General features: G+C 71.2%; 19 protein-coding genes. 11 read left to right on the top strand and 8 right to left on the bottom strand.

Annotated elements, in window-relative coordinates; genetic code table 11:
- Window positions 1-309 precede the first annotated feature (309 nt).
- The 4 genes from trxA (at window position 310) to C8E87_RS46385 (ending at window position 4159) form a co-directional block, all read left to right on the top strand.
- Entirely contained in the window at window positions 310-672 is a 363-nt protein-coding gene (gene trxA / locus C8E87_RS18960) for a thioredoxin (protein WP_133874333.1), read from the top strand.
- 132 nt (window positions 673-804) lie between these two features.
- The gene (locus C8E87_RS18955) at window positions 805-2763 is read left to right on the top strand and encodes an intein-containing Rv2578c family radical SAM protein (RefSeq protein ID WP_133874332.1); all 1959 of its coding nucleotides are present in this window, start codon (window positions 805-807) and stop codon (window positions 2761-2763) included.
- A 37-nt stretch (window positions 2764-2800) separates the two neighbouring features.
- Complete coding sequence (locus C8E87_RS18950) at window positions 2801-3208, top strand: CoA-binding protein (protein WP_133874331.1); 408 nt, start codon at window positions 2801-2803, stop codon at window positions 3206-3208.
- Between the two features lie 441 nt (window positions 3209-3649).
- On the top strand, window positions 3650-4159 hold the full coding sequence (locus C8E87_RS46385; protein WP_133874330.1) for a DUF4190 domain-containing protein: 510 nt from the start codon (window positions 3650-3652) through the stop codon (window positions 4157-4159).
- Between the two features lie 42 nt (window positions 4160-4201).
- On the opposite strand, the gene C8E87_RS18940 is transcribed toward C8E87_RS46385, so the two are convergent.
- From C8E87_RS18940 to C8E87_RS18930, 3 genes are all read right to left on the bottom strand, one after another.
- Window positions 4202-4996, bottom strand: coding sequence for an SDR family NAD(P)-dependent oxidoreductase (locus C8E87_RS18940; protein ID WP_133874329.1), 795 nt, complete (start codon window positions 4994-4996; stop codon window positions 4202-4204).
- 144 nt (window positions 4997-5140) lie between these two features.
- Window positions 5141-5746 (bottom strand): hypothetical protein, encoded by a 606-nt coding sequence (locus C8E87_RS18935; RefSeq protein ID WP_239079794.1) that lies wholly within the window; start codon window positions 5744-5746, stop codon window positions 5141-5143.
- 417 nt (window positions 5747-6163) lie between these two features.
- Window positions 6164-7087, bottom strand: a complete 924-nt coding sequence (locus tag C8E87_RS18930) for a DMT family transporter (protein ID WP_133874327.1) — start codon at window positions 7085-7087, stop codon at window positions 6164-6166.
- Window positions 7088-7222: 135 nt separating this feature from the next.
- On the opposite strand from C8E87_RS18930, the gene C8E87_RS18925 reads away from it, so the two are divergent.
- Both C8E87_RS18925 and C8E87_RS18920 read left to right on the top strand, forming a co-directional pair.
- Window positions 7223-7939: an HAD family hydrolase gene (locus tag C8E87_RS18925; RefSeq protein WP_133874326.1), complete on the top strand. Its 717-nt coding sequence runs from the start codon at window positions 7223-7225 to the stop codon at window positions 7937-7939.
- Window positions 7936-8433 (top strand): hypothetical protein, encoded by a 498-nt coding sequence (locus C8E87_RS18920; protein WP_133874325.1) that lies wholly within the window; start codon window positions 7936-7938, stop codon window positions 8431-8433. Before C8E87_RS18925 ends, C8E87_RS18920 begins: the two co-directional genes overlap by 4 nt.
- On the opposite strand, the gene C8E87_RS18915 is transcribed toward C8E87_RS18920, so the two are convergent.
- A complete protein-coding gene (locus C8E87_RS18915; RefSeq protein ID WP_133874324.1) occupies window positions 8430-9302 on the bottom strand; it encodes a PhzF family phenazine biosynthesis protein in 873 nt (290 codons plus the stop codon). The genes C8E87_RS18920 and C8E87_RS18915 overlap by 4 nt on opposite strands.
- 27 nt (window positions 9303-9329) lie before the next feature.
- On the opposite strand from C8E87_RS18915, the gene C8E87_RS18910 reads away from it, so the two are divergent.
- From C8E87_RS18910 to C8E87_RS18900, 3 genes are read left to right on the top strand one after another with little or no spacing between them, the layout of a single operon-like run.
- Entirely contained in the window at window positions 9330-10610 is a 1281-nt protein-coding gene (locus C8E87_RS18910; protein WP_133874323.1) for a magnesium transporter MgtE N-terminal domain-containing protein, read from the top strand.
- Entirely contained in the window at window positions 10607-11152 is a 546-nt protein-coding gene (locus C8E87_RS18905) for a DUF1003 domain-containing protein (protein WP_133874322.1), read from the top strand. The genes C8E87_RS18910 and C8E87_RS18905 overlap by 4 nt, the downstream gene beginning before the upstream one ends.
- A 21-nt stretch (window positions 11153-11173) precedes the next feature.
- Window positions 11174-12319 carry an Mrp/NBP35 family ATP-binding protein gene (locus tag C8E87_RS18900; RefSeq protein WP_133874321.1) on the top strand — a complete coding sequence of 382 codons (1146 nt, stop codon included), beginning with the start codon at window positions 11174-11176 and terminating at the stop codon, window positions 12317-12319.
- A 7-nt stretch (window positions 12320-12326) separates the two neighbouring features.
- Here C8E87_RS18900 and C8E87_RS18895 read toward each other — a convergent pair whose 3' ends face one another.
- Both C8E87_RS18895 and C8E87_RS18890 read right to left on the bottom strand, forming a co-directional pair.
- Window positions 12327-12743: a twin-arginine translocase TatA/TatE family subunit gene (locus C8E87_RS18895; RefSeq protein ID WP_133874320.1), complete on the bottom strand. Its 417-nt coding sequence runs from the start codon at window positions 12741-12743 to the stop codon at window positions 12327-12329.
- A gap of 66 nt (window positions 12744-12809) precedes the next feature.
- Window positions 12810-14090 (bottom strand): S1C family serine protease, encoded by a 1281-nt coding sequence (locus C8E87_RS18890; RefSeq protein ID WP_438866077.1) that lies wholly within the window; start codon window positions 14088-14090, stop codon window positions 12810-12812.
- Window positions 14091-14320: 230 nt separating this feature from the next.
- Here C8E87_RS18890 and C8E87_RS18885 point away from each other — a divergent pair, with 230 nt between their 5' ends.
- On the top strand, window positions 14321-14929 hold the full coding sequence (locus C8E87_RS18885) for an O-methyltransferase (protein WP_133874318.1): 609 nt from the start codon (window positions 14321-14323) through the stop codon (window positions 14927-14929).
- On the opposite strand, the gene C8E87_RS18880 is transcribed toward C8E87_RS18885, so the two are convergent.
- Window positions 14919-16331 carry a leucyl aminopeptidase family protein gene (locus C8E87_RS18880; RefSeq protein ID WP_133874317.1) on the bottom strand — a complete coding sequence of 471 codons (1413 nt, stop codon included), beginning with the start codon at window positions 16329-16331 and terminating at the stop codon, window positions 14919-14921. The two genes, C8E87_RS18885 and C8E87_RS18880, sit on opposite strands and share 11 nt — an antisense overlap.
- A gap of 77 nt (window positions 16332-16408) precedes the next feature.
- Window positions 16409-16576 (bottom strand): DUF3117 domain-containing protein, encoded by a 168-nt coding sequence (locus C8E87_RS18875; protein WP_014694782.1) that lies wholly within the window; start codon window positions 16574-16576, stop codon window positions 16409-16411.
- Between the two features lie 257 nt (window positions 16577-16833).
- Here C8E87_RS18875 and C8E87_RS18870 point away from each other — a divergent pair, with 257 nt between their 5' ends.
- Complete coding sequence (locus C8E87_RS18870) at window positions 16834-17643, top strand: PaaX family transcriptional regulator (protein ID WP_133874316.1); 810 nt, start codon at window positions 16834-16836, stop codon at window positions 17641-17643.
- Window positions 17644-17658 lie beyond the last annotated feature (15 nt).

The raw sequence follows: 17658 nt of genomic DNA, 5'->3' as shown, positions 1-17658 counted from the left end.
CGCCAGTGACACGGGTCACATTTAACAATCTTTCCTATTACGCTCGGCGAGGTCGACAGCCGAGGTCAGCGGCGGTACCGCCCTGACCCGGCGGCCATGTCGGATTCGTTTCCGCAAAACGGACGTCACAACTTGCTCAGTAAACGGGAGAGCTTCCCTCACTAATCGTTACGATGGGTTGCCCAAGCCCCACGCGGTGTCTCGTTTTGGTGCTCCAGGCCACGTGTCGTCCGGACCCGAAGCGGGAATTGCTGGTGTGAACTATGGGTTTCATCGCACGAAAGCCAATTTCCCGTGGACGGAGACAACATGGCGACGGTTGCGCTGACCGCTGAGAACTTCGACGAGGTCACCGGCAAGGACGGCATCGTCCTGGTCGACTTCTGGGCAAGCTGGTGCGGGCCGTGCGTCCGCTTCGCTCCGACCTATGAGCGGTCGTCCGAGAAGCACCAGAACATCACCTTCGGCAAGGTCGACACCGAGGCCGAGCAGGCGCTCGCCGCGAAGTTCGACATCCGCTCGATCCCGACGATCATGGCCGTTCGTGACGGCGTCATCGTCTTCTCGCAGCCGGGCGCTCTTCCCGAGTCGGCCCTCGAGAACCTGATCGAGCAGGTGGAGAAGCTCGACATGGACGAGGTACGCCAGCAGCTTGCGGCCCACAGCCACTGACGCACCTGTTTTTCCTCGTCAGGCCCGCGAACCGGTTCGGTTCGCGGGCCTGACGCGTTCCCGCCGGGTGGCCCCGGCGACACGCCGGACGTGACTGGACAAGCAGATCGAACATGTGTTCGAATTCCTGCCATGCGATGGTCCAACCTGTCGGCCCCTTCCGACGGCGGCTCGCTCCTCGACAGGGCAGCGCCGGCGGCACCACCCCTGCCGTTGGCGCTGCCCGGCGCCACCGTCCGCACTTTCGACACCCCCGGCTTCGCCGGCATGACGTTCTACGAGATCCGGGCGAAAAGCCTGATCAACCGAGTGCCGGGCGCGTCCCGGGTGCCGTTCGAGTGGACCATCAATCCCTATCGCGGCTGCTCACACGCCTGCGCCTACTGCCTGTCGGGCGACACCCCGATCCTCATGGCCGACGGCGCCACGCGCCGGCTCGCCGATCTGCGCCCCGGCGACGCCGTCATGGGCACGATGGGCGCCGGCTCCACCCGGCGTTACGTCCCCACCACCGTGCACGACCACTGGTCGACCACCAAGGCGGCCTTCCGCGTCACGCTGGCCGACGGCACCCGCCTGGTCTCCAGCGGTGACCACCGGTTCCTCACCGACCGCGGCTGGCGTCACGTCAGCCCGGCCGAGCCGCATCAGCCTGCCCTCGCCGTCGGCGACCTGATGTTCGGTGTCGGCCACTTCGCCGAGCCACCCAAGGAATCCCCCGACTACCGGACGGGCTTCCTCTGCGGCCTCATCCGGGGTGATGCCGGCCGGATCCGGGGTGATGCCGGCCGGGGCGTGACCACAACTCCCCAGCCTCGCGACGGCGACGCCTGGATCCGGGGCGACGGCTATCTCGACGACGTCCCGCTGCACGAGGCGCTGCGCTGGCCCGACTTGCCCACCTCGGGGTGGTACAGGGGGTTTCTCGCCGGGGCGTTCGGAGCCGTCGGCACGGCCGACCGCCTGGCGATCAGCTTCACCAGCGGCGACCGCGTGTTCCTGTCCCGGGTCACCGAGGCGCTCACCCATCTGGGGCTGCCCAGCCGCACCCCGGTACGTGTCCGGGGCGGTGGCAACGGCACGGTCGAGATCGATCGCGACCTGTGGGCGGCGCTGCGCTTCCGGCATCTCACCGGCGCCGACGGCGCTCCGCTGGACGCGTCCGGCGTCGGTGTGCGAGCCGGGCGGCAGCTCGCCGTGGTCGACATCGAGGATCTCGGCCTGACCCTGCCGCTGTTCGACATCTCCACCGGCACGGGCGATTTCATCGCCGATGGCGTGGTGAGCCACAACTGTTTCGCCCGCCACACCCACAGCTATCTCGACCTCGACACCGGACACGATTTCGACACCAAGATCGTGGTCAAGGTGAACGCGGGCGAGTTGATCCGCCGCGAGCTGTCGGCGCCGCGGTGGCAGGGCGCGCACATCGCCATGGGCACCAACGTCGACGTGTACCAGCGCGCCGAGGGCCGCTATCGGCTGATGCCCGAGATCCTGGCCGCCCTGCGCGACCACGCCAACCCGTTCTCGATCCTCACCAAGGGCACGCTGATCCTGCGCGACCTCGAACTGCTCACCCAGGCGGCGCAGGTCACCCGGGTCGGGCTCTCGTTCTCCGTCGGCTTCCTCGACGAGCAGGTCTGGCGGGCCGTCGAGTCGGGCACGCCCAGCCCGCGACGCCGGCTCGACGCGGTCCGCCGGCTGACCGACGCCGGGTTCGGCGTGAGCGTGCTGATGGCGCCGATCCTGCCCGGCCTCACCGACACCGACGAGTCGATCGACGAGACCGTCGCGGCAATCGCGGCCGCCGGCGCCACCAGCGTGAGCCCGCTCCCGCTGCACCTGCGTCCCGGCGCCCGGGAGTGGTACGCCGCGTGGCTGACCAGCACCCGTCCCGACCTGGCCCCGCGCTATCGCGAGCTCTACGGCAACGGTTCCTACGCGCCGCAGGCCTACCAGCGTGAGATCACCGCCCGGGTGCGCATGGCGGCCCGCCGGCACGGCCTGCACCGCGCCAGGCCCGGCGAAGCCCGCACAGTGCCCCCGTCCCACGAGCCCGAGGAGGATCGCCAACTCACACTGCTGTGACGGGCCGGCAAGCCAAACCGTGACTAGAGTCGATCACATGAGGGATGCACAGCAGATCCTGGCGGAGGCCAACGTCATCGCCGTGGTCGGGGCGTCGCGTGACCCGTTCAAGCCGGCCCACACCGTGCCGCTGCAGATGCTCCGCCACGGCTGGCGAATCATCCCGGTCAACCCGTTCGTCGACGAGGTGTTCGGGGTCAAGACGGTGCCGACGCTGGCCGACATCGACGAACCGGTCGACCTGGTCGACGTCTTCCGGCCGGCACACGACGCGGTCGAGGTGGTCCGGCAGGCGATTGCGATCAAGGCGCCCGCGGTCTGGCTGCAGAGCGGCATCGTGTCGGCCGAGGCGCGGCGTATCGCCGAGGAAGCCGGGATCGACTACGTGGAAGATCGCTGCCTCGCCGTCGAGCGGGCCGTCGGAAGCCTCAGCAAGCTCACCTGACGCGCCGCGGGCGCGCGCACCGGCCCGCTCGCGCGACCTGCGCCGCAGACATCGCCACCACCGGCCCGCTCGCCCAACCTGCGCCGCAGACATCGCCACCACCGGCCCGCTCGCCCAACCTGCGCCGCGGGCATCGCTAGCACCGGCCCGCTCGTTCGACCTGCGCCGCGGGCATCGCCACCACCGGCCCGCTCGCGCGGACGCGGGCGGCCGCAGGCATCAGCGCGGTCGTTCGATCTGCGTCGCGGGCATCCTCAGCCCGGCCGGCTCGTGCGGACGCGGGCAGCGCCGGCAGCGGTGCGGTCGTTCGATCTGGGCCGCGAGCGGGTGCGGGATCGGGCAGGATCAGTCCGATTGCCGTCGCAACCTGCGGACACGTGCACCTGTCGTGTCGTCCACTGCGCCCTGGCTAGTACCGTGCCGGGGAACGAGGAGGACCTGATGACTTATCCACCCGGCGGCACGCCGGATCCATACCAGCCCCAGCAGCCCTACGGGCAGCAGCCTTACGACCCCACGACGCCCTACCCGCCCGAGCCGTCGAGCGGGCAGCCCTACGGCTCCCAGCCGTCCAGCGGTCAGCCGTACGGGGCTCCGTCGAGCGGACAGCCGTACGGTCAACCGCCGCCCGCCTACGGGCAGGACCCGTACAAGGGCGGCCAGGCGTACGGGCAGCCGCCCGGCTACGGCCAGCCGTACGCCGGTCCGATGGTGACCTCGACGAACACCATGGCCATCCTGGCGCTGGTGTTCGCGTTCGTGTTCTCGCCGGCCGCAATCATCATGGGCCACGTGGCCAAGAAGCAGATCCGCCAGACCGGTGAGCAGGGCGAGGGCCTGGCCACGGCCGGTCTCTGGCTGGGCTACATCTTCACCGGCCTCGGTGTGCTGGTCTGCGCGTTCTACGTGATCGTGGTGGTCATCGCGGTCGGCTCGAGCACGACCACGTAACGCCTGCTGCGCCGGCCGGTCACCGACCGGCCGGCCGCCCGGTCAGCGGAACTCGGCCTCGCGGACACTGTTGCCGCCGTCGACCACCAGCATCTGGCCGGTGATGTACGAGGCGGCGGGCGAGCAGAGGAAGGCGATCGCCGCGGCGACCTCGTCGGGGGTGCCGGGGCGGCCGATCGGCGTGCCGAGGCCCTGTTTGATCTCGGTGACCGTTGACGCGGCCGTGTAGATCGTGCCCGGCGCGACGCAGTTGACGTTCACGCCGTCGGCAACCAGTTCCATCGCGAGCGCCCGGGTCAGACCGACCACGCCCGCCTTGGCCGCCGCGTACGCGGCCTCGGTCGGCAGCGCGTTGACCGGGCCGGCCGTCGCCGCCAGGTTCACGATGCGACCCCAGCCCCGCTCGGCCATGCCGCCCTGGAAGGCCCGGCTGCACAGGAACGCCGTGCTCAGATTCCGGTCGATCTCGGATTTCCACTCGTCGTAGGTCAGCTGCGACACCGGCCGCAGGACCTCGGGGCTGGCCCGGCTCGTCAGGCCGGCGTTGTTCACCAGCACCTCGACGTCGCCCAGCTGGTCGGAGATGGCGTCGGCGAGCGCGCCCACCTCGGCCTCGTCGGTGAGGTCGGCGACGAACCCGGTGATCCCGAGTTCGGCGGCCCTCTCGTGGATGCGCCGTGTGGTCGAGACGATCGCCACCCGCGCCCCGAGGTCGCGCAGCCGGCGAGCCGTCGCGTAACCGATCCCGTCCGGGCTTCCCGCCCCGGTGACCAGGGCGACCTTGCCGTCCAGGCGCAACGTGACCGGCGCTTCCTGCGCTTCCGCAGCCTCCACCACGACCCCAACCCCTTCAGCGACTCCCGGCGTTTCCCCGGGGACATCCTCTCAGCTCAGTGCCACCTCACCACCCCGAGGGAGGCCATTGGGCAGTTCACTCAGGCGTTTCGCACCCAGGAGCCGGCCGGGCGCCGCGGTGGGAGCTCAGTTGATGCGCGGCGTCGCCGTCGGGTTGGCCAACGGGCGTACGGGGTCCTCTTGGAGGAAGAGCAGCGGGGCGTCGGGGCCGTAGCGGGCGGGCAACTCGGTGCGGGCCCGATCGAGGTCCTGCGTGCCGATCTCGACCCCGGCGCCGTCGTGGCGGGCGCCGACCGAGACGATGCGGACGCCGTTGTGACGCCAGAAGTCGAGGTCGGCCAGCACCCGGTCGTGCCAGACGGCCAGGTCGACGGCCGTGTGGGCGGCATCCCGGACGACGATGCAGGTGTCCTCGGCGGCCTGGCGGATGAAGTCGTCGAAAGCCGCGGACGGCACCCGGAACACGATGGCGCGCGCGTTCTCCTGATCGACCTCCAGGCCGGCGTAGGCGCCGGCGAACTCGCCACGACCCGCCCGGTCGATGCGGTCCATGGCGGCTTCGAGCTTGGCCGGAGTGACCGGCATGGCCGTCCCGGCGACCACCATGTGCTCCGGCAGGCGCGGGAACTCGCAGCCCGCGGTGCTCCAGCCGCCGGTCAGACCCGTGCCGTCGGCGGGTTGCTCATCGGCCGAGTCGGCGCAGCCGCCGATCACGAGAACCGCCCCGAGCACCAGGAGACAACCGATTCGGAATCGAGACCCGTACATCGCATTCCCCCTCTCTACCGCGCCCGGGCGAGGGCCGCCAGGCGTGCACCCGCCTGACTCAACGAACTAAAGGAACAAATCGCCCGGGGTGGCGGGGGCTTCGCGGCGGGGATGCGGCGTTCGGGGCGAAGGTTCGCGATTGGTGATCCGAGCGGTTGAGGCAGGCGACGGGCGACGGGCGGTAACGGGCGGCGGGCGGCGGGCGGCGGGCGGCGGGCGGCGGGCGGCGGTTTCGATGTGGCCTTGGGATGGAAGCGGGCGGGGGGACGGCACGGATGTGGACGGGGCCGCGGGGATGGATGGGAGCGGCGCTCGGGCGTAGTGCGTCCGGGACGCGGAGGCGTGGTGCTTCTGGGACGCGGGGAGGTGGCGTACGGGGTATCAGTCGGCGAGTGAGGGGTCGACCGGCACGCGAGAGGAACGGGCCGCGCCGAGGATGAAGACTGCGACTCCGGCCAGCAGCAGGGCCACGCCGGGCAGGGCGGCGGGCCGCGGTTCGTGGCCGAGCCACAACCAGGCCAGCAGGGCCGCGCCCGGGACCTCGAGCAGGGCCAGCACGCTGACCGCGGTGGCCGAGGTGCGCTGGAGGGCGAAGTTGAACATCGAGTGCCCCAGCAGCTGGGCGCCGGCCACCAGGCCCAGGACGGCCAGCCAGGTGCGGTTGTCGTAACCGGCCAGCGGCAGCCCGGCGGCCAGGCAGACCACGCCCAGCACGACGGCGCAGGTGCCGTAGCAGATCCACGTGTACGTCGTCGTGCTCAACTCGGTGCGCGCGCGCTCACCGAGGGCGGTGTACACCGCGACGAAGATGCCGCCGAGCAGGGCCAGCACGTCGGCGAAGACGGCCTGAGCGGAGACGCTGACGTCGGCGCCGGTGGCCCAGGCGGCGCCGGCGACCGCCAGCCCGATGCCGATCCAGCCGGGCAGCGTCGGCCGGCGGCCCTGGGCGGCCGCGATCAGTCCCTGCCAGACGGGCTGGGTCGCGACCAGGGCGGCCGCCGTCGTCACCGAGCCCAGTTGGACGCTCGGCATCCACGTGCCGAAGTGGGCGGCGAGCGCGAGGCCGGCGAGCACGGCGAAGAACCTCGTACGGCGGGACGAACCGACGATCTCCGAGCGCCGGGGCCCGTACGTGATGGGGGTCAGAACGACTGCGGCGAGGGCGTTGCGCCAGAAAGCGAGCGCGAGGGCCGGCGCCGCCGCGAACGCGATCAGCGGCGCCGACGACGAGACGGCGAGCACCGCAACCGTGAGCGCCAGGATCGTCGGCAAACCGGTGCGATGGCGCGATGAGCGCTCATTCATCCCCGGCCGTCGCTTCTTGCGGAGTGGGGCACCACAGTTTGCGAACCCCCATTGAACGGAAAGTGATGAGGTCGCTACAGTCACCGAGGTTTCCCGCCCTATTAATCCCCTCGATGCCCTGGGAGGCGTTTCGCCATGCCCGCATACCGTGCGGTCGTGTTTGACTTCTTTGGCACATTGACCCGATCCGTCCAACGGGGACCCCAGCACGCGGAGATCGCTCGCTCGCTGGGCGTTGATCCCGAGACGGTCCGCGGGGTGCTGGACCGCACGTTCCGGGCCCGCGCGCGAGGGCGTTACGGGTCCGCCGAAGCCACCCTACGATGGGTGATCGAGCAGGCCGGCGGCCACCCCCGTACGGATCAGGTGCTCGCGGGCGTGCCGGCGCGCGTCAACGCCCTCAAGGCCGACACCCGGCTGCGCGGCGACGCGGTCAGCGTGCTCGCCGCGATCAAGCGGCGCGGTCTCCGTACGGCCCTGATCAGCGACTGCACCCACGAGCTGCCGGCGTTCCTGCCCAGCCTGCCGGTCGCTCCCCTGCTCGACGCGACGATCTACTCCGTACGGCTGGGCATCTGCAAGCCGGACCCGCGCATCTATCTGGCCGCCTGTGAGCAGCTCGACGTCGCGCCGCGCGAATGCCTGTACGTGGGCGACGGCGGCAGCCATGAACTGACCGGCGCCGCCGCGGTGGGCATGACCCCGGTCCGCCTGGCCGCCCCCGACTTGGCCAACCACTTGGTCTTCGACGCCGACACCAACTTCGCCGGGCGTACGGTCCGGTCGCTCACCGAGGTGGTCGGGCTCGTCGACCACACGCGCATCGCGCGGCCGCTTAAGATGGCCCGGTGACTTCAGCCGTCCTGGACGAGGCGCTCAAGAAGGCCGCGCTGGCCTGGATCTCGGTCGGCGACGGCCCGGCCCTGGCCCTGTGGGTGCTGCCCCTCGACGGCACGTTGATCGTGGTCAGCGGCCCGGGTGAGCAGTTCGCGCCGGGCCTGGCCGAGGCCACCCGAGCCACCGTGCGGCTGCGAGGAGACAACGGTGGCCTCATTGTGATCACCGAGGCCGTGGTGGCCCGGATCCACCCGGGCACCGCCGAGTGGACCGAGGTGGCGCCGCAGCTGGCGGCCAAGCGCCTGAACGCCTCGGGCACGGCCGACGAGGTGGTGGCCCGCTGGGCGTCGACGGGGTGTGCGGTTGTGCGGCTGACGCCGGTGGTCGAGCAGCCGGCGCTCGAGCGTCCTCAGCTGCCGGCGGATTCAGGTGCGGCCGAGCCCCGCGAAACACCGGCCCGGGTGCAGACGCCGAGGCCGTTCCGCCTGCACCGGGTGAAACGCCGCTAACCGATGAACGGCGGCACGATGATGGTGCCGCCGGCGATCGGGACCACGTGGCCCGCGACGGTTGCCCGCGTCGCGACGCCTTCGGCAGCCGTGACCGTGCAGTCCAACAGGGACGGGCGTTTCATCTCGATGCCCTGGTGCACGCGGTAAGCCGCAGTGCCGTCGGCGGGCAGCCATCCCGCGTCGACCAGCCACACACCCAGACCGAGCGCCGCCGAACCGGTGGCGGGATCTTCCGGGACGGCTGCTCCGGGGCAGAAGACCCGGGCGTGAGCCTGCGATGTCGACGATGACCACGCGAACACGGACAGCTCCGTCAAGCCGGCTCGACGCGCCGCCGGGGTGTCGATCTCGACGGCAGCGAGGGCCTCACGGCGTACGGGAAGGAAGATCCAGTCGAGACCGCAGCCGGCCGACCGTGGTGGTGAGCCGGCGAAATCGTCGGGGGTCAGGCCCGCGATGGCGAGCAGTCCGGCCGGGTCGAGCGGCGGGCCCAGCTGAGGCGTCCCGCCCGTGACCGTCGCCGAGCCGGTGGCGGACACGGTGATCGGCAGCAGTCCCGCGCCGCACTCCTGCACCACCTGTCCCGGTGAAAACAGGCCACGCCGCATCGAGGTGACCGCCGCCCCGACGGTGGGGTGGCCCGCGAACGGCAGCTCGCCCTCGGGCGTGAAGATGCGGGCCCGATAGGTCGCGGACGGGTCGTCCGGCGGCATGACGAAAACGGTCTCGGCCAGGTTGAACTCGCGCGCCAGGGTCTGCATCTGGTCGGTGGCCAGATGGTCGGCGTCGTGGACCACGGCGAGTGGATTGCCGGCGAACGGCCGATCGGTGAACACGTCGACGATCTCGTACGCCACTCCTGACATGTCCGGACCCTAACCTAGGCTGGAGCCGTGACCATGGGGACGAGGGTTTATCTGGCCCGGCTTGCCGGCTTGCCCGTGTTCGACCCCAACGGCGACCGGGTCGGGCGGGTCCGTGACGCCGTCGTACGCCTGCGCACCACGAACCGGCCTCCCCAGGTGGTCGGGCTGGTGGCCGAGATGGCGCTGCGGCGGCGCATCTTCCTGCCGATCGGGCGGGTGACGTCGATGGACGCCGAGGGGGTCGTGCTGGCCAGCGGCTCGCTCAACCTGCGCCGGTTCGAGAAGCGGCCAAACGAGCTGTTGCTGGTCGAGGATCTGCTGGACAGGCGGGTCACGATCCTGCCGGAGGACGGCGACGGGCCGGGGTCGCCGGGCGCCGTTGTCGACATCGGCATGGATCTCAACCGCAACAACGAGTGGCTGGTGACCCGGGTGGCCGTGCGCGAGCACACCGGCCGGCTTGCCCGTCGCGGGCATGTCTTCCAGGCCGAGTACGACCGGGTTCGCGGCCTGGTCGGCCCGACCGACACCCAGGGCACGTCCAACCTGCTGGCCCTGCTCGAGCAGATGAAGCCGGCCGACATGGCCAACGCGCTGCAGGATCTGCCCGACGCCCGGCGCAACGAGGTCGCCGCCGCACTGAGCGACCGCACGCTGGCCGACGTGCTGGAGGAGCTGCCCGAGCACGACCAGGTCGAGATCCTCGTACGGCTCGATCGGGAACGCGCCGCCGACGTGCTCGAGCGGATGGACCCGGACGACGCGGCCGACCTGCTCGGCGAGCTGCCCAAGGCTGAGCAGGCGGTGCTGCTCGACCTGATGGAGCCGGAGGAGGCCGACCCCGTCCGTCAGCTGCTCGACTACCGTCCCGGCACGGCCGGCAGCGTGATGACGTCGGAACCGGTGATCCTCACGCCGGACGCGACGGTCGCCGAGGCGCTGGCCCGCATTCGGGAACCGGAGCTTTCCCCGGTGGTCGCGGCCCAGGTTTTTGTCGCACGGGCGCCGTCGGCGACCCCGACCGGCAAGTATCTGGGCATGGTGCATTTCCAGCGCCTGCTCCGGGAACCGCCCGCGTCGATCCTGGGCGGCATCGTCGACAACGACCTGGAGCCGCTGCGCCCCGAGACCACGCTTGCCGAGATCATCAAGCAGATGGCCACGTACGACCTTGTGGCGATGCCCGTGATCGACTCGACCCGCCGGCTGGTGGGCGCGGTGACCGTCGACGACGTGCTCGACCACTCGCTGCCCCGGGACTGGCGTGAGCGTGACCAGGAGCCCCGGAACGACGAGGTCACGCTGTGACCGATCCGCGCCGCGACCGCCTGGACCAGCCCGTCGAGCCGGGCCGGGTGCGCCTGCCCCGGTTCGACCCGGAGTCGTTCGGGCGCTGGTCGGAGAGCATCGCCCGGTACATGGGCACGGCCCGGTTCATCGTCTGGATGACCCTGGTGATCGCGGCCTGGTTCGGCTGGAACACCCTGGCCCCGGCCCACCTGCGCTTCGACCCGTACACGTTCACGTTCCTGACTTTGATCCTGTCGTTGCAGGCGTCGTACGCCGCGCCGCTGATCCTGCTCGCGCAGAACCGGCAGACGGACCGCGACCGGCTGGCGATGGAGGAGGACAGGCGCCGGGCCGCGATGCAGAAGGCGGACACCGAGTACCTGACCCGCGAGATCGCGTCGCTGCGGATCGCGATGGGCGAGGTGGCGACCCGCGACTTCCTGCGTTCCGAGCTGGCCCGCCTGGCCGACGAGCTGGACGAAGCCGCCCACCGCCGGGAGAAGAGGGCCCGGTCGGAGTGGGAGGAGGATCGCAAGGACTGGGACGAGGAACGCCGATGACCCCGACGTAGCATGGGCGTCATGTCCGCTCCCGCCTCCGCCATCGAGGACGCGATCCAGGCCGCGCTGGCCACCGTCGACGACCCCGAGATCCGCCGCCCGATCACCGAACTCGGCATGGTCAAGGGCTTCACCGTCGCCGGCGACACGGTCCGGGTCGAGCTGTTGCTGACCGTGGCCGGTTGCCCGCTGCGTGACAAGCTCAACAACGACATCACCGCCGCCCTCACCGCGATTCCCGGCATCGCGTCGGTGAGCATCGACTTCGGCGTGATGAGCGAGGAACAGCGCAAGGCCCTGCAGGTGACCCTGCGCGGGGGCGGCGCGGCCGAGCCGGTCATCCCGTTCGCCCAGCCCGGCTCGCGTACGCGGGTCTATGCGGTGGCCAGCGGCAAGGGCGGCGTCGGCAAGTCGAGCGTGACCGTCAACCTGGCCGCGGCCCTGGCCAAGCGCGGGCTGTCGGTCGGCGTGATCGACGCGGACATCTACGGGCACTCGGTGCCGCGCATGCTCGGCGTGGACGGCCGCCCGACCCGGGTCGAAGACATGATCATGCCGCCGCAGTCGCACGGCGTGAAGGTGATCTCGATCGGCATGTTCACGGCCGGCAACGCCGCGGTGGTGTGGCGCGGCCCGATGCTGCACCGTGCGCTGCAGCAGTTCCTGGCCGACGTCTACTGGGGCGACCTCGACGTGTTGTTGCTCGACCTGCCCCCGGGCACCGGCGACGTGGCCATCTCGCTGGCCCAGCTGCTGCCCAACGCCGAGATCCTGGTTGTCACCACCCCGCAGGCCGCCGCGGCCGAGGTGGCCGAGCGCGCCGGGGCAATCGCCCTGCAGACCCACCAGCGCCTGGTCGGCGTGGTGGAGAACATGTCTTGGCTGGAGCTGCCGGACGGTTCCCGCATGGAGGTCTTCGGCGCCGGCGGCGGGCAGGCCGTTGCCGACTCGCTGACCACCACGGTGGGCGCCTCGGTGCCGCTGCTGGGTCAGGTGCCGCTCGACACCCGGGTGCGTGAGGCCGGCGACGCCGGCGACCCGATCGTGCTGGCCGCGCCGGACGCTCCCGCAGCCAAGGCTCTCGACGCGGTGGCCGACAAGCTGGCCGTCCGTCGTGAGTCGCTGGTCGGCAAGCCGCTCGGCCTGATGGTCAACACCAAGCGCTGATCACGGCTCAGGTCGCGTCGAGGTCGAACTTTCGCGTCGGCGCGACCGCCGTCGTCGGCTTGTCCGCCGCCGTGCTGGTGTTCTTGATGTCGGCGGCCGCGGCGACCTCGGTCAGGTCCGTCTTCACACCGTTCAGGTCCTGCTTGACGTCGTCGAGGAGGCCCTGCAGCGGTTTGCGGATCGCCGCCTCGTCCTCCTCGCTGAGCAGGTGCTTGCGGATGAACGCCTTGGGGTGCAGATCCTGCAGCTGAAGGTCGGTGCCGAGTTCGCGGTTGAGGTCGCTGGTCGCGTTCTGCGCCATGGCGCGCAGGCCCCGCAGCATGCGCAGGCCGTCGCCGATGACCTTGGGAAGGCGCTCGCCGAAGATCAGCAGCGCGAGCATGAGCAGCGCGCCGATCTCCCACCAGTTCAGATTCTCGAACATGTGGCCTCCCCAGGTCCGTCGCCAAGCCTACGCACGTGAGGTAGCCAGTGGCAGTCCGGACGGCGATCAGTTGGAGTCGGCGACCAGCGTCACCGAGGCTGTTTCCGTCTTCGTCCCGCGACGGTACTCCACCGACACCGTGGCGCCGGGATCGTACTTGCGGACCAGGGCGATCAGGTCGGTCCCGTCCTCGAGCACATGCCCGTCGATCTTGGTGACCACGTCCCCCGGCTTCATGCCCGCGGCGGCGGCCGGGCCGGCCGGCTCGACCGAGCGCAGCCGTGCCCCCGACGTGCTGCGACCGCCGGTGACCACCTCGGCGCCGATCACCGTACGGCGGGCCTTGCCGTGGTCGATGATGTCGCCGCCCACCCGGCGGGCCTGGTTGATCGGGATCGCGAAGGCCAGGCCGATGTTGCCCGCCTCGGTCTCGTTCCCGGCGACCGAGCGGATCACCGAGTTGACCCCGACGACCTGACCGGCCGCGTTCACCAGCGGGCCGCCCGAGTTGCCCTGGTTGACCGCGGCGTCGGTCTGGATGGCCGCGTAATACCGGGTGGTGCCGCCCTCGCCGGCCTCGATGGTGCGGTCCAGCGCGCTGACGATCCCGTACGTCACCGTGTTGCGCAGCGCCAGGGGTGAACCGAACGCGAGCACCGGGTCACCGACAGCGAGCGCGTCCGAGTTGCCGAACGCGACCGGGGTGAGGCCGGACTTGGCGACCTTGATCACAGCCACGTCGGACTGCGGGTCGCGACCGACCAGCTCGGCCTTGGCGGTGGAGCCGTCGCTGAAGGCCACCGACAGGGTGTCGTTGTCGGCGTCCTCCACGACGTGGTCGTTGGTGATCACATAGCCGTCGGCCGAGACCACGAAGCCGGAGCCGATCGCGCCGGTGACCCGTACGGTCACCACGCTCGGCAGCACCTTGGCCGCGACCCCGGCCAGCGAGTCGGGCGCCCGGTTCGCCGCGGCCGGCGGCTCCTCGGCGGGGGCGCCCAGGCTGGTGCCCGCGCCACCGTTGGCATACCCGCTGCGGACCGCGAAGACAAAGCCCAGCGTGCCGCCCAGACCACCGGCGAGCAGCGCCGTGACCAGGCAGATCAGCAGGACCGGGGTGTACGAGCGGCGAGGCGCGTCGGGGTCGGTGACGGCCTCGGGCGACGGGGCGGCCGCGGACGCCGGGGTCTGCACCACGACGGCGGTCGGAGCGTACGGGTCGCGCCACGGGTCGGCGAGCGCGTCGGACCACCACGGCGAACCCGGTTGAGGCGCGCCCCCCGCAGGCGGCAGGGGTTGACCGTTGGCGGGCGGCGGCAGGGGACGCGCATTCCAGCCGTCGGTCACGTCGGTGCCTCCACTCAGTTCCTCCCGGATCCCACTCCAGAATGACACGGATTCCGGGCGACGCCCTGCCCCGGTCCGTTCAGGCATCGACGGCCCGATGCGTCCCGGCAACAGTTCCCTCTAGTCTCTTATCCGATGTGCGCGGCTGAATCCACGCGCGTCCGCAAACATCCCCGGAGGTCGTCATCGTCCCGTCAGCCCGTCCGACCGGTTCGTCGACGAGTCAGGCCATGCAGTTCGCCGAGGTGTACGCCGACGAGGACGTCGTCCTGCAGACCGCGCGCAGCCTCGCGCACGAGCTCGGCCTCGACAGCGTCACCCCGGCGGCCGGCTCGGTGCTGCGGTTGCTGGCCGCGGCCGGCAGCGCCAAGGCGGTCGTCGAGATCGGCACCGGCGCGGGCGTGAGCGGCGTGTGGCTGCTGCGCGGCATGCGTGCCGACGGCGTGCTGACCACGATCGACGTCGAGAACGAGCATCAACGGATCGCCCGGCGCATCTTCATCGAGGCCGGCTTCGCCGCGTCGCGCACCCGCATCATCACCGGCCGCGCCCTGGACGTGCTGCCCCGGCTGGCCGACGGCGCCTACGACCTGGTCTTCGTCGACGCCGACGTGACCGAGTTCGGCGCCTGCGCCGAGGCCGCGCTGCGCCTGCTGCGTCCGGGCGGCGTACTGCTGATCAACAACGCGATGGCGGGCGGGCGGATCAGCGACCCGGCGGCCCGCGACGTCGACACGCTGACCGTCCGCGAGACCGTACGGTCGGTGCGGGAGTCGGAGGAGTGGATCCCGGCGATCGTGCCGTCGGGGGCGGGCCTGCTCGCCGCGGTCAAGCGCTGATCGTGCCCAGGTAACGCACGAGGGTCCGTACGCCCCAGCCGGTCGCGCCGCGGGTCAGCTCGCGCTCCGACGTCTCCGTCCAGGCGGTGGCGGCCATGTCGACATGGGCCCAGCGATCCGCGTACGCCCCCGTGAAGTCACGCAGGAACAGGGCCGACAGGCCGCCGCCGTGCGCCGGGGAGCTGTGCCGGTCGGCCACGTCGCTGCGCAGCAACTCGCGGTAGTCGCCGTGCAGCGGCATCCGCCACATCGGCTCCCCCGCCTTTTCCCCGGCTGCCAGCAGCGCCGAGGTGAGCTCGTCGCTGTCGCCGTACAGCGCGGCGGTGCTCGCGCCCAGGGCGACCTTTGCCGCGCCGGTCAGGGTCGCCAGGTCGATCACCACATCCGGGTCGAGCTCGGCCGCGGCGTAGGCCAGCGCGTCGGCCAGCACGAGACGACCCTCGGCGTCGGAGTTGGTCGACTCGCTGGTGGTGCCGTCGTAGTGGGTGATCACATCACCGGGGCGGTACGCGGAGCCGCTCACAGCGTTCTCAGCCAGCGGCAACAGGGTCGTGATCCGAACCCCCAGCCCGAGATCGGCGGCGGCGAGGGTGGCGGCGGCAACCGCGGCCGCCCCGGCCATGTCGATCTTCATCAGCTTCATGCCCTCGCGGGTCTTGATCGAGATGCCGCCGCTGTCGAAGGTGATGCCCTTGCCGACCAGCACCACGTGGGTGGTCGCGCCCTGCGGGTCCCACACCATCTCGACCAGGCACGGCCGGAACCGCGAGCCGCCACCGACCGCACGCAGGCCGCCGAACCGGGCCAGCTCGTCACCGGAGCGCACCCGCACACTCAGGCCGGGACGCTTGGCCGCGGCGCCGCTGATCTCCTCGGCGACCCAGTGCGGATTCTTGAGCGAGGGCGGGGTGTTGGTGAGGTCGCGGGCGAGCCAGGTGCCGCGCGCCACCGCGTGAGCCAGGCCCAGGCTTTCCCCGTACGCCTCCGAGCCGCTCGTGACCAGCGCAACCTCGGCCGTACGGGGTTCCTCGCGCCCGTCTCGGTATCGGTAGCCGCCAAGCCAGAGCCCTTCGGCCGCACCCCGTACGGAATCCGCCGTAGCCGCCGGGCCGAGGTGGAACTGGGCCGGCTCGTCAGCGTCGAGGCTGCGCGCGGCGGCGGCCCCGGCTGCTCGCCAGCCCGCCTCGTCACCCGCTCCGACATGCGCCAGCAGCACCTTGGCCGGGGTGGCGAGCGGGCGGGGAAGTATCTGAACGGCGCCGGCCGCCTGGTCCGTGTCGGCCAGTGCGGCGATCTCAGCACCCAGGGCGCCGTCGGGGTGCGACAGTGGACCCGCCGCACCGATCGGCACGATGCGGGTCAGAGCGTCGTCGAGGTGGTCGGTCAGCCGAATCGAGTACACGAGAGAATGACCTTTCTCGAAGACGTGGAAAGCCCGCCGGTCCGGGCGGTACCGTACCGGCGGGCTCGCGTGAAACGTCAGCCGGCGATCGACTTCAACGCGTCACCCAGCGCGCTGGCCTCGTCCGGAGTCATCTCAACGACGAGACGGCCACCACCTTCCAGCGGGACACGCATGACGATGCCCCGACCCTCCTTGGTGACCTCCAGCGGACCATCGCCCGTCCGCGGCTTCATCGCCGCCATCTTGTCTCCCCTCAGACCTACATCAGGGTGTCGGTGGGTTGCCCCACAGCCACTTCTTACGCCGTGTGCTCAGCCCCACACGGCGCCCGTACCTCGTTTCCGACCGGCGGCCGAGGGCCTTTGCGCGTGCTGACGCGACCCAGCCCACCGTGCCGATCAAACATTTTCCCTGATGAACACCGGCGAACCCAAACCCAGCCCGGGCGGATGTGACAGCGTCTAGCATATCGTCTTTTGGGCTGTCACAATGTGCGGTCATGCAGGCGCGGTCGGCACTCTTCGACCTGTACGGCGACTACCTCCGTCCGAGAGGCGGGCGCGCACCCGTCGCGGCCCTGGTCAGACTGCTTGCGCCGCTCGGCATAGCCCCGCCCGCGGTGCGTACGGCGGTGTCCCGGATGGTGCGCCAAGGGTGGTTGCACCCCCTGCGTCTGGTCTCCGGACCGGGCTATCTGCTGACCCCCAAGGCCGCGCGCCGGCTCGACGAGGCTTCGGCCCGGATCTACCGCACCGGCCGGGTCAGCTGGGACGGCAAGTTCGACCTGATGCTGCTGCAGGGCCCCCTCGGCAAACGCGAGGCGGGCCGATTGGCGTTCCTCGGCTACGGCCCGCTGGGCGAGAACGCATGGGTGGCGCCCCGTCCCGCCGAGGAGGCAGACGCGGTGCTGCGGGAGGCCGGGGTGGGCTACGAGCGGTTCAGCGCCAGCCACGCGGCCGGGTCGCCGGGGGCTGCCGACGTGGTGGGCAAGGCCTGGGATCTGACCGAGCTGGCCCGCTCCTACGAAGACTTCGTCTCCGACCTGCGTCCGGTGGTGACCTCGGTCAACGCGCGCAGCAGCGACGAGGAGGCGTACGCGGCCCGCTTCCACCTGGTGCACGCGTGGCGCTCGTTCCTGTTCCGCGACCCTCAGCTGCCCGCCACGCTGCTGCCGGCGCGCTGGCCCGGCACGAGCGCGGCCGGCTTCTTCGACCGCCACGCGACCCGCCTGAGGCCGGCGGCGGACCGCTACGTCGAGCGATGCCTGCAGTCGGTGTCGCGAGGACGTGTGGGATTCTCAGACACATGACCGCCGTCCAACCAC

The sequence above is a fragment of the Paractinoplanes brasiliensis genome (assembly GCF_004362215.1).
In the GTDB taxonomy this organism is placed as follows: domain Bacteria; phylum Actinomycetota; class Actinomycetes; order Mycobacteriales; family Micromonosporaceae; genus Actinoplanes; species Actinoplanes brasiliensis.
This window is presented reverse-complemented; position numbering and strand designations above follow the sequence as displayed.

Bases quoted from the DNA above. Each gene is read 5' to 3' on its own strand.
- trxA (WP_133874333.1), top strand. From the start codon at position 310: ATGGCGACGGTTGCGCTGACCGCTGAGAACTTCGACGAGGTCACCGGC.
- C8E87_RS18955 (WP_133874332.1), top strand. From the start codon at position 805: ATGCGATGGTCCAACCTGTCGGCCCCTTCCGACGGCGGCTCGCTCCTC.
- C8E87_RS18950 (WP_133874331.1), top strand. From the start codon at position 2,801: ATGAGGGATGCACAGCAGATCCTGGCGGAGGCCAACGTCATCGCCGTG.
- C8E87_RS46385 (WP_133874330.1), top strand. From the start codon at position 3,650: ATGACTTATCCACCCGGCGGCACGCCGGATCCATACCAGCCCCAGCAG.
- C8E87_RS18930 (WP_133874327.1), bottom strand. From the start codon at position 7,087: ATGAATGAGCGCTCATCGCGCCATCGCACCGGTTTGCCGACGATCCTG.
- C8E87_RS18925 (WP_133874326.1), top strand. From the start codon at position 7,223: ATGCCCGCATACCGTGCGGTCGTGTTTGACTTCTTTGGCACATTGACC.
- C8E87_RS18915 (WP_133874324.1), bottom strand. From the start codon at position 9,302: ATGTCAGGAGTGGCGTACGAGATCGTCGACGTGTTCACCGATCGGCCG.
- C8E87_RS18900 (WP_133874321.1), top strand. From the start codon at position 11,174: ATGTCCGCTCCCGCCTCCGCCATCGAGGACGCGATCCAGGCCGCGCTG.
- C8E87_RS18895 (WP_133874320.1), bottom strand. From the start codon at position 12,743: ATGTTCGAGAATCTGAACTGGTGGGAGATCGGCGCGCTGCTCATGCTC.
- C8E87_RS18885 (WP_133874318.1), top strand. From the start codon at position 14,321: ATGCAGTTCGCCGAGGTGTACGCCGACGAGGACGTCGTCCTGCAGACC.
- C8E87_RS18875 (WP_014694782.1), bottom strand. From the start codon at position 16,576: ATGGCGGCGATGAAGCCGCGGACGGGCGATGGTCCGCTGGAGGTCACC.
- C8E87_RS18870 (WP_133874316.1), top strand. From the start codon at position 16,834: ATGCAGGCGCGGTCGGCACTCTTCGACCTGTACGGCGACTACCTCCGT.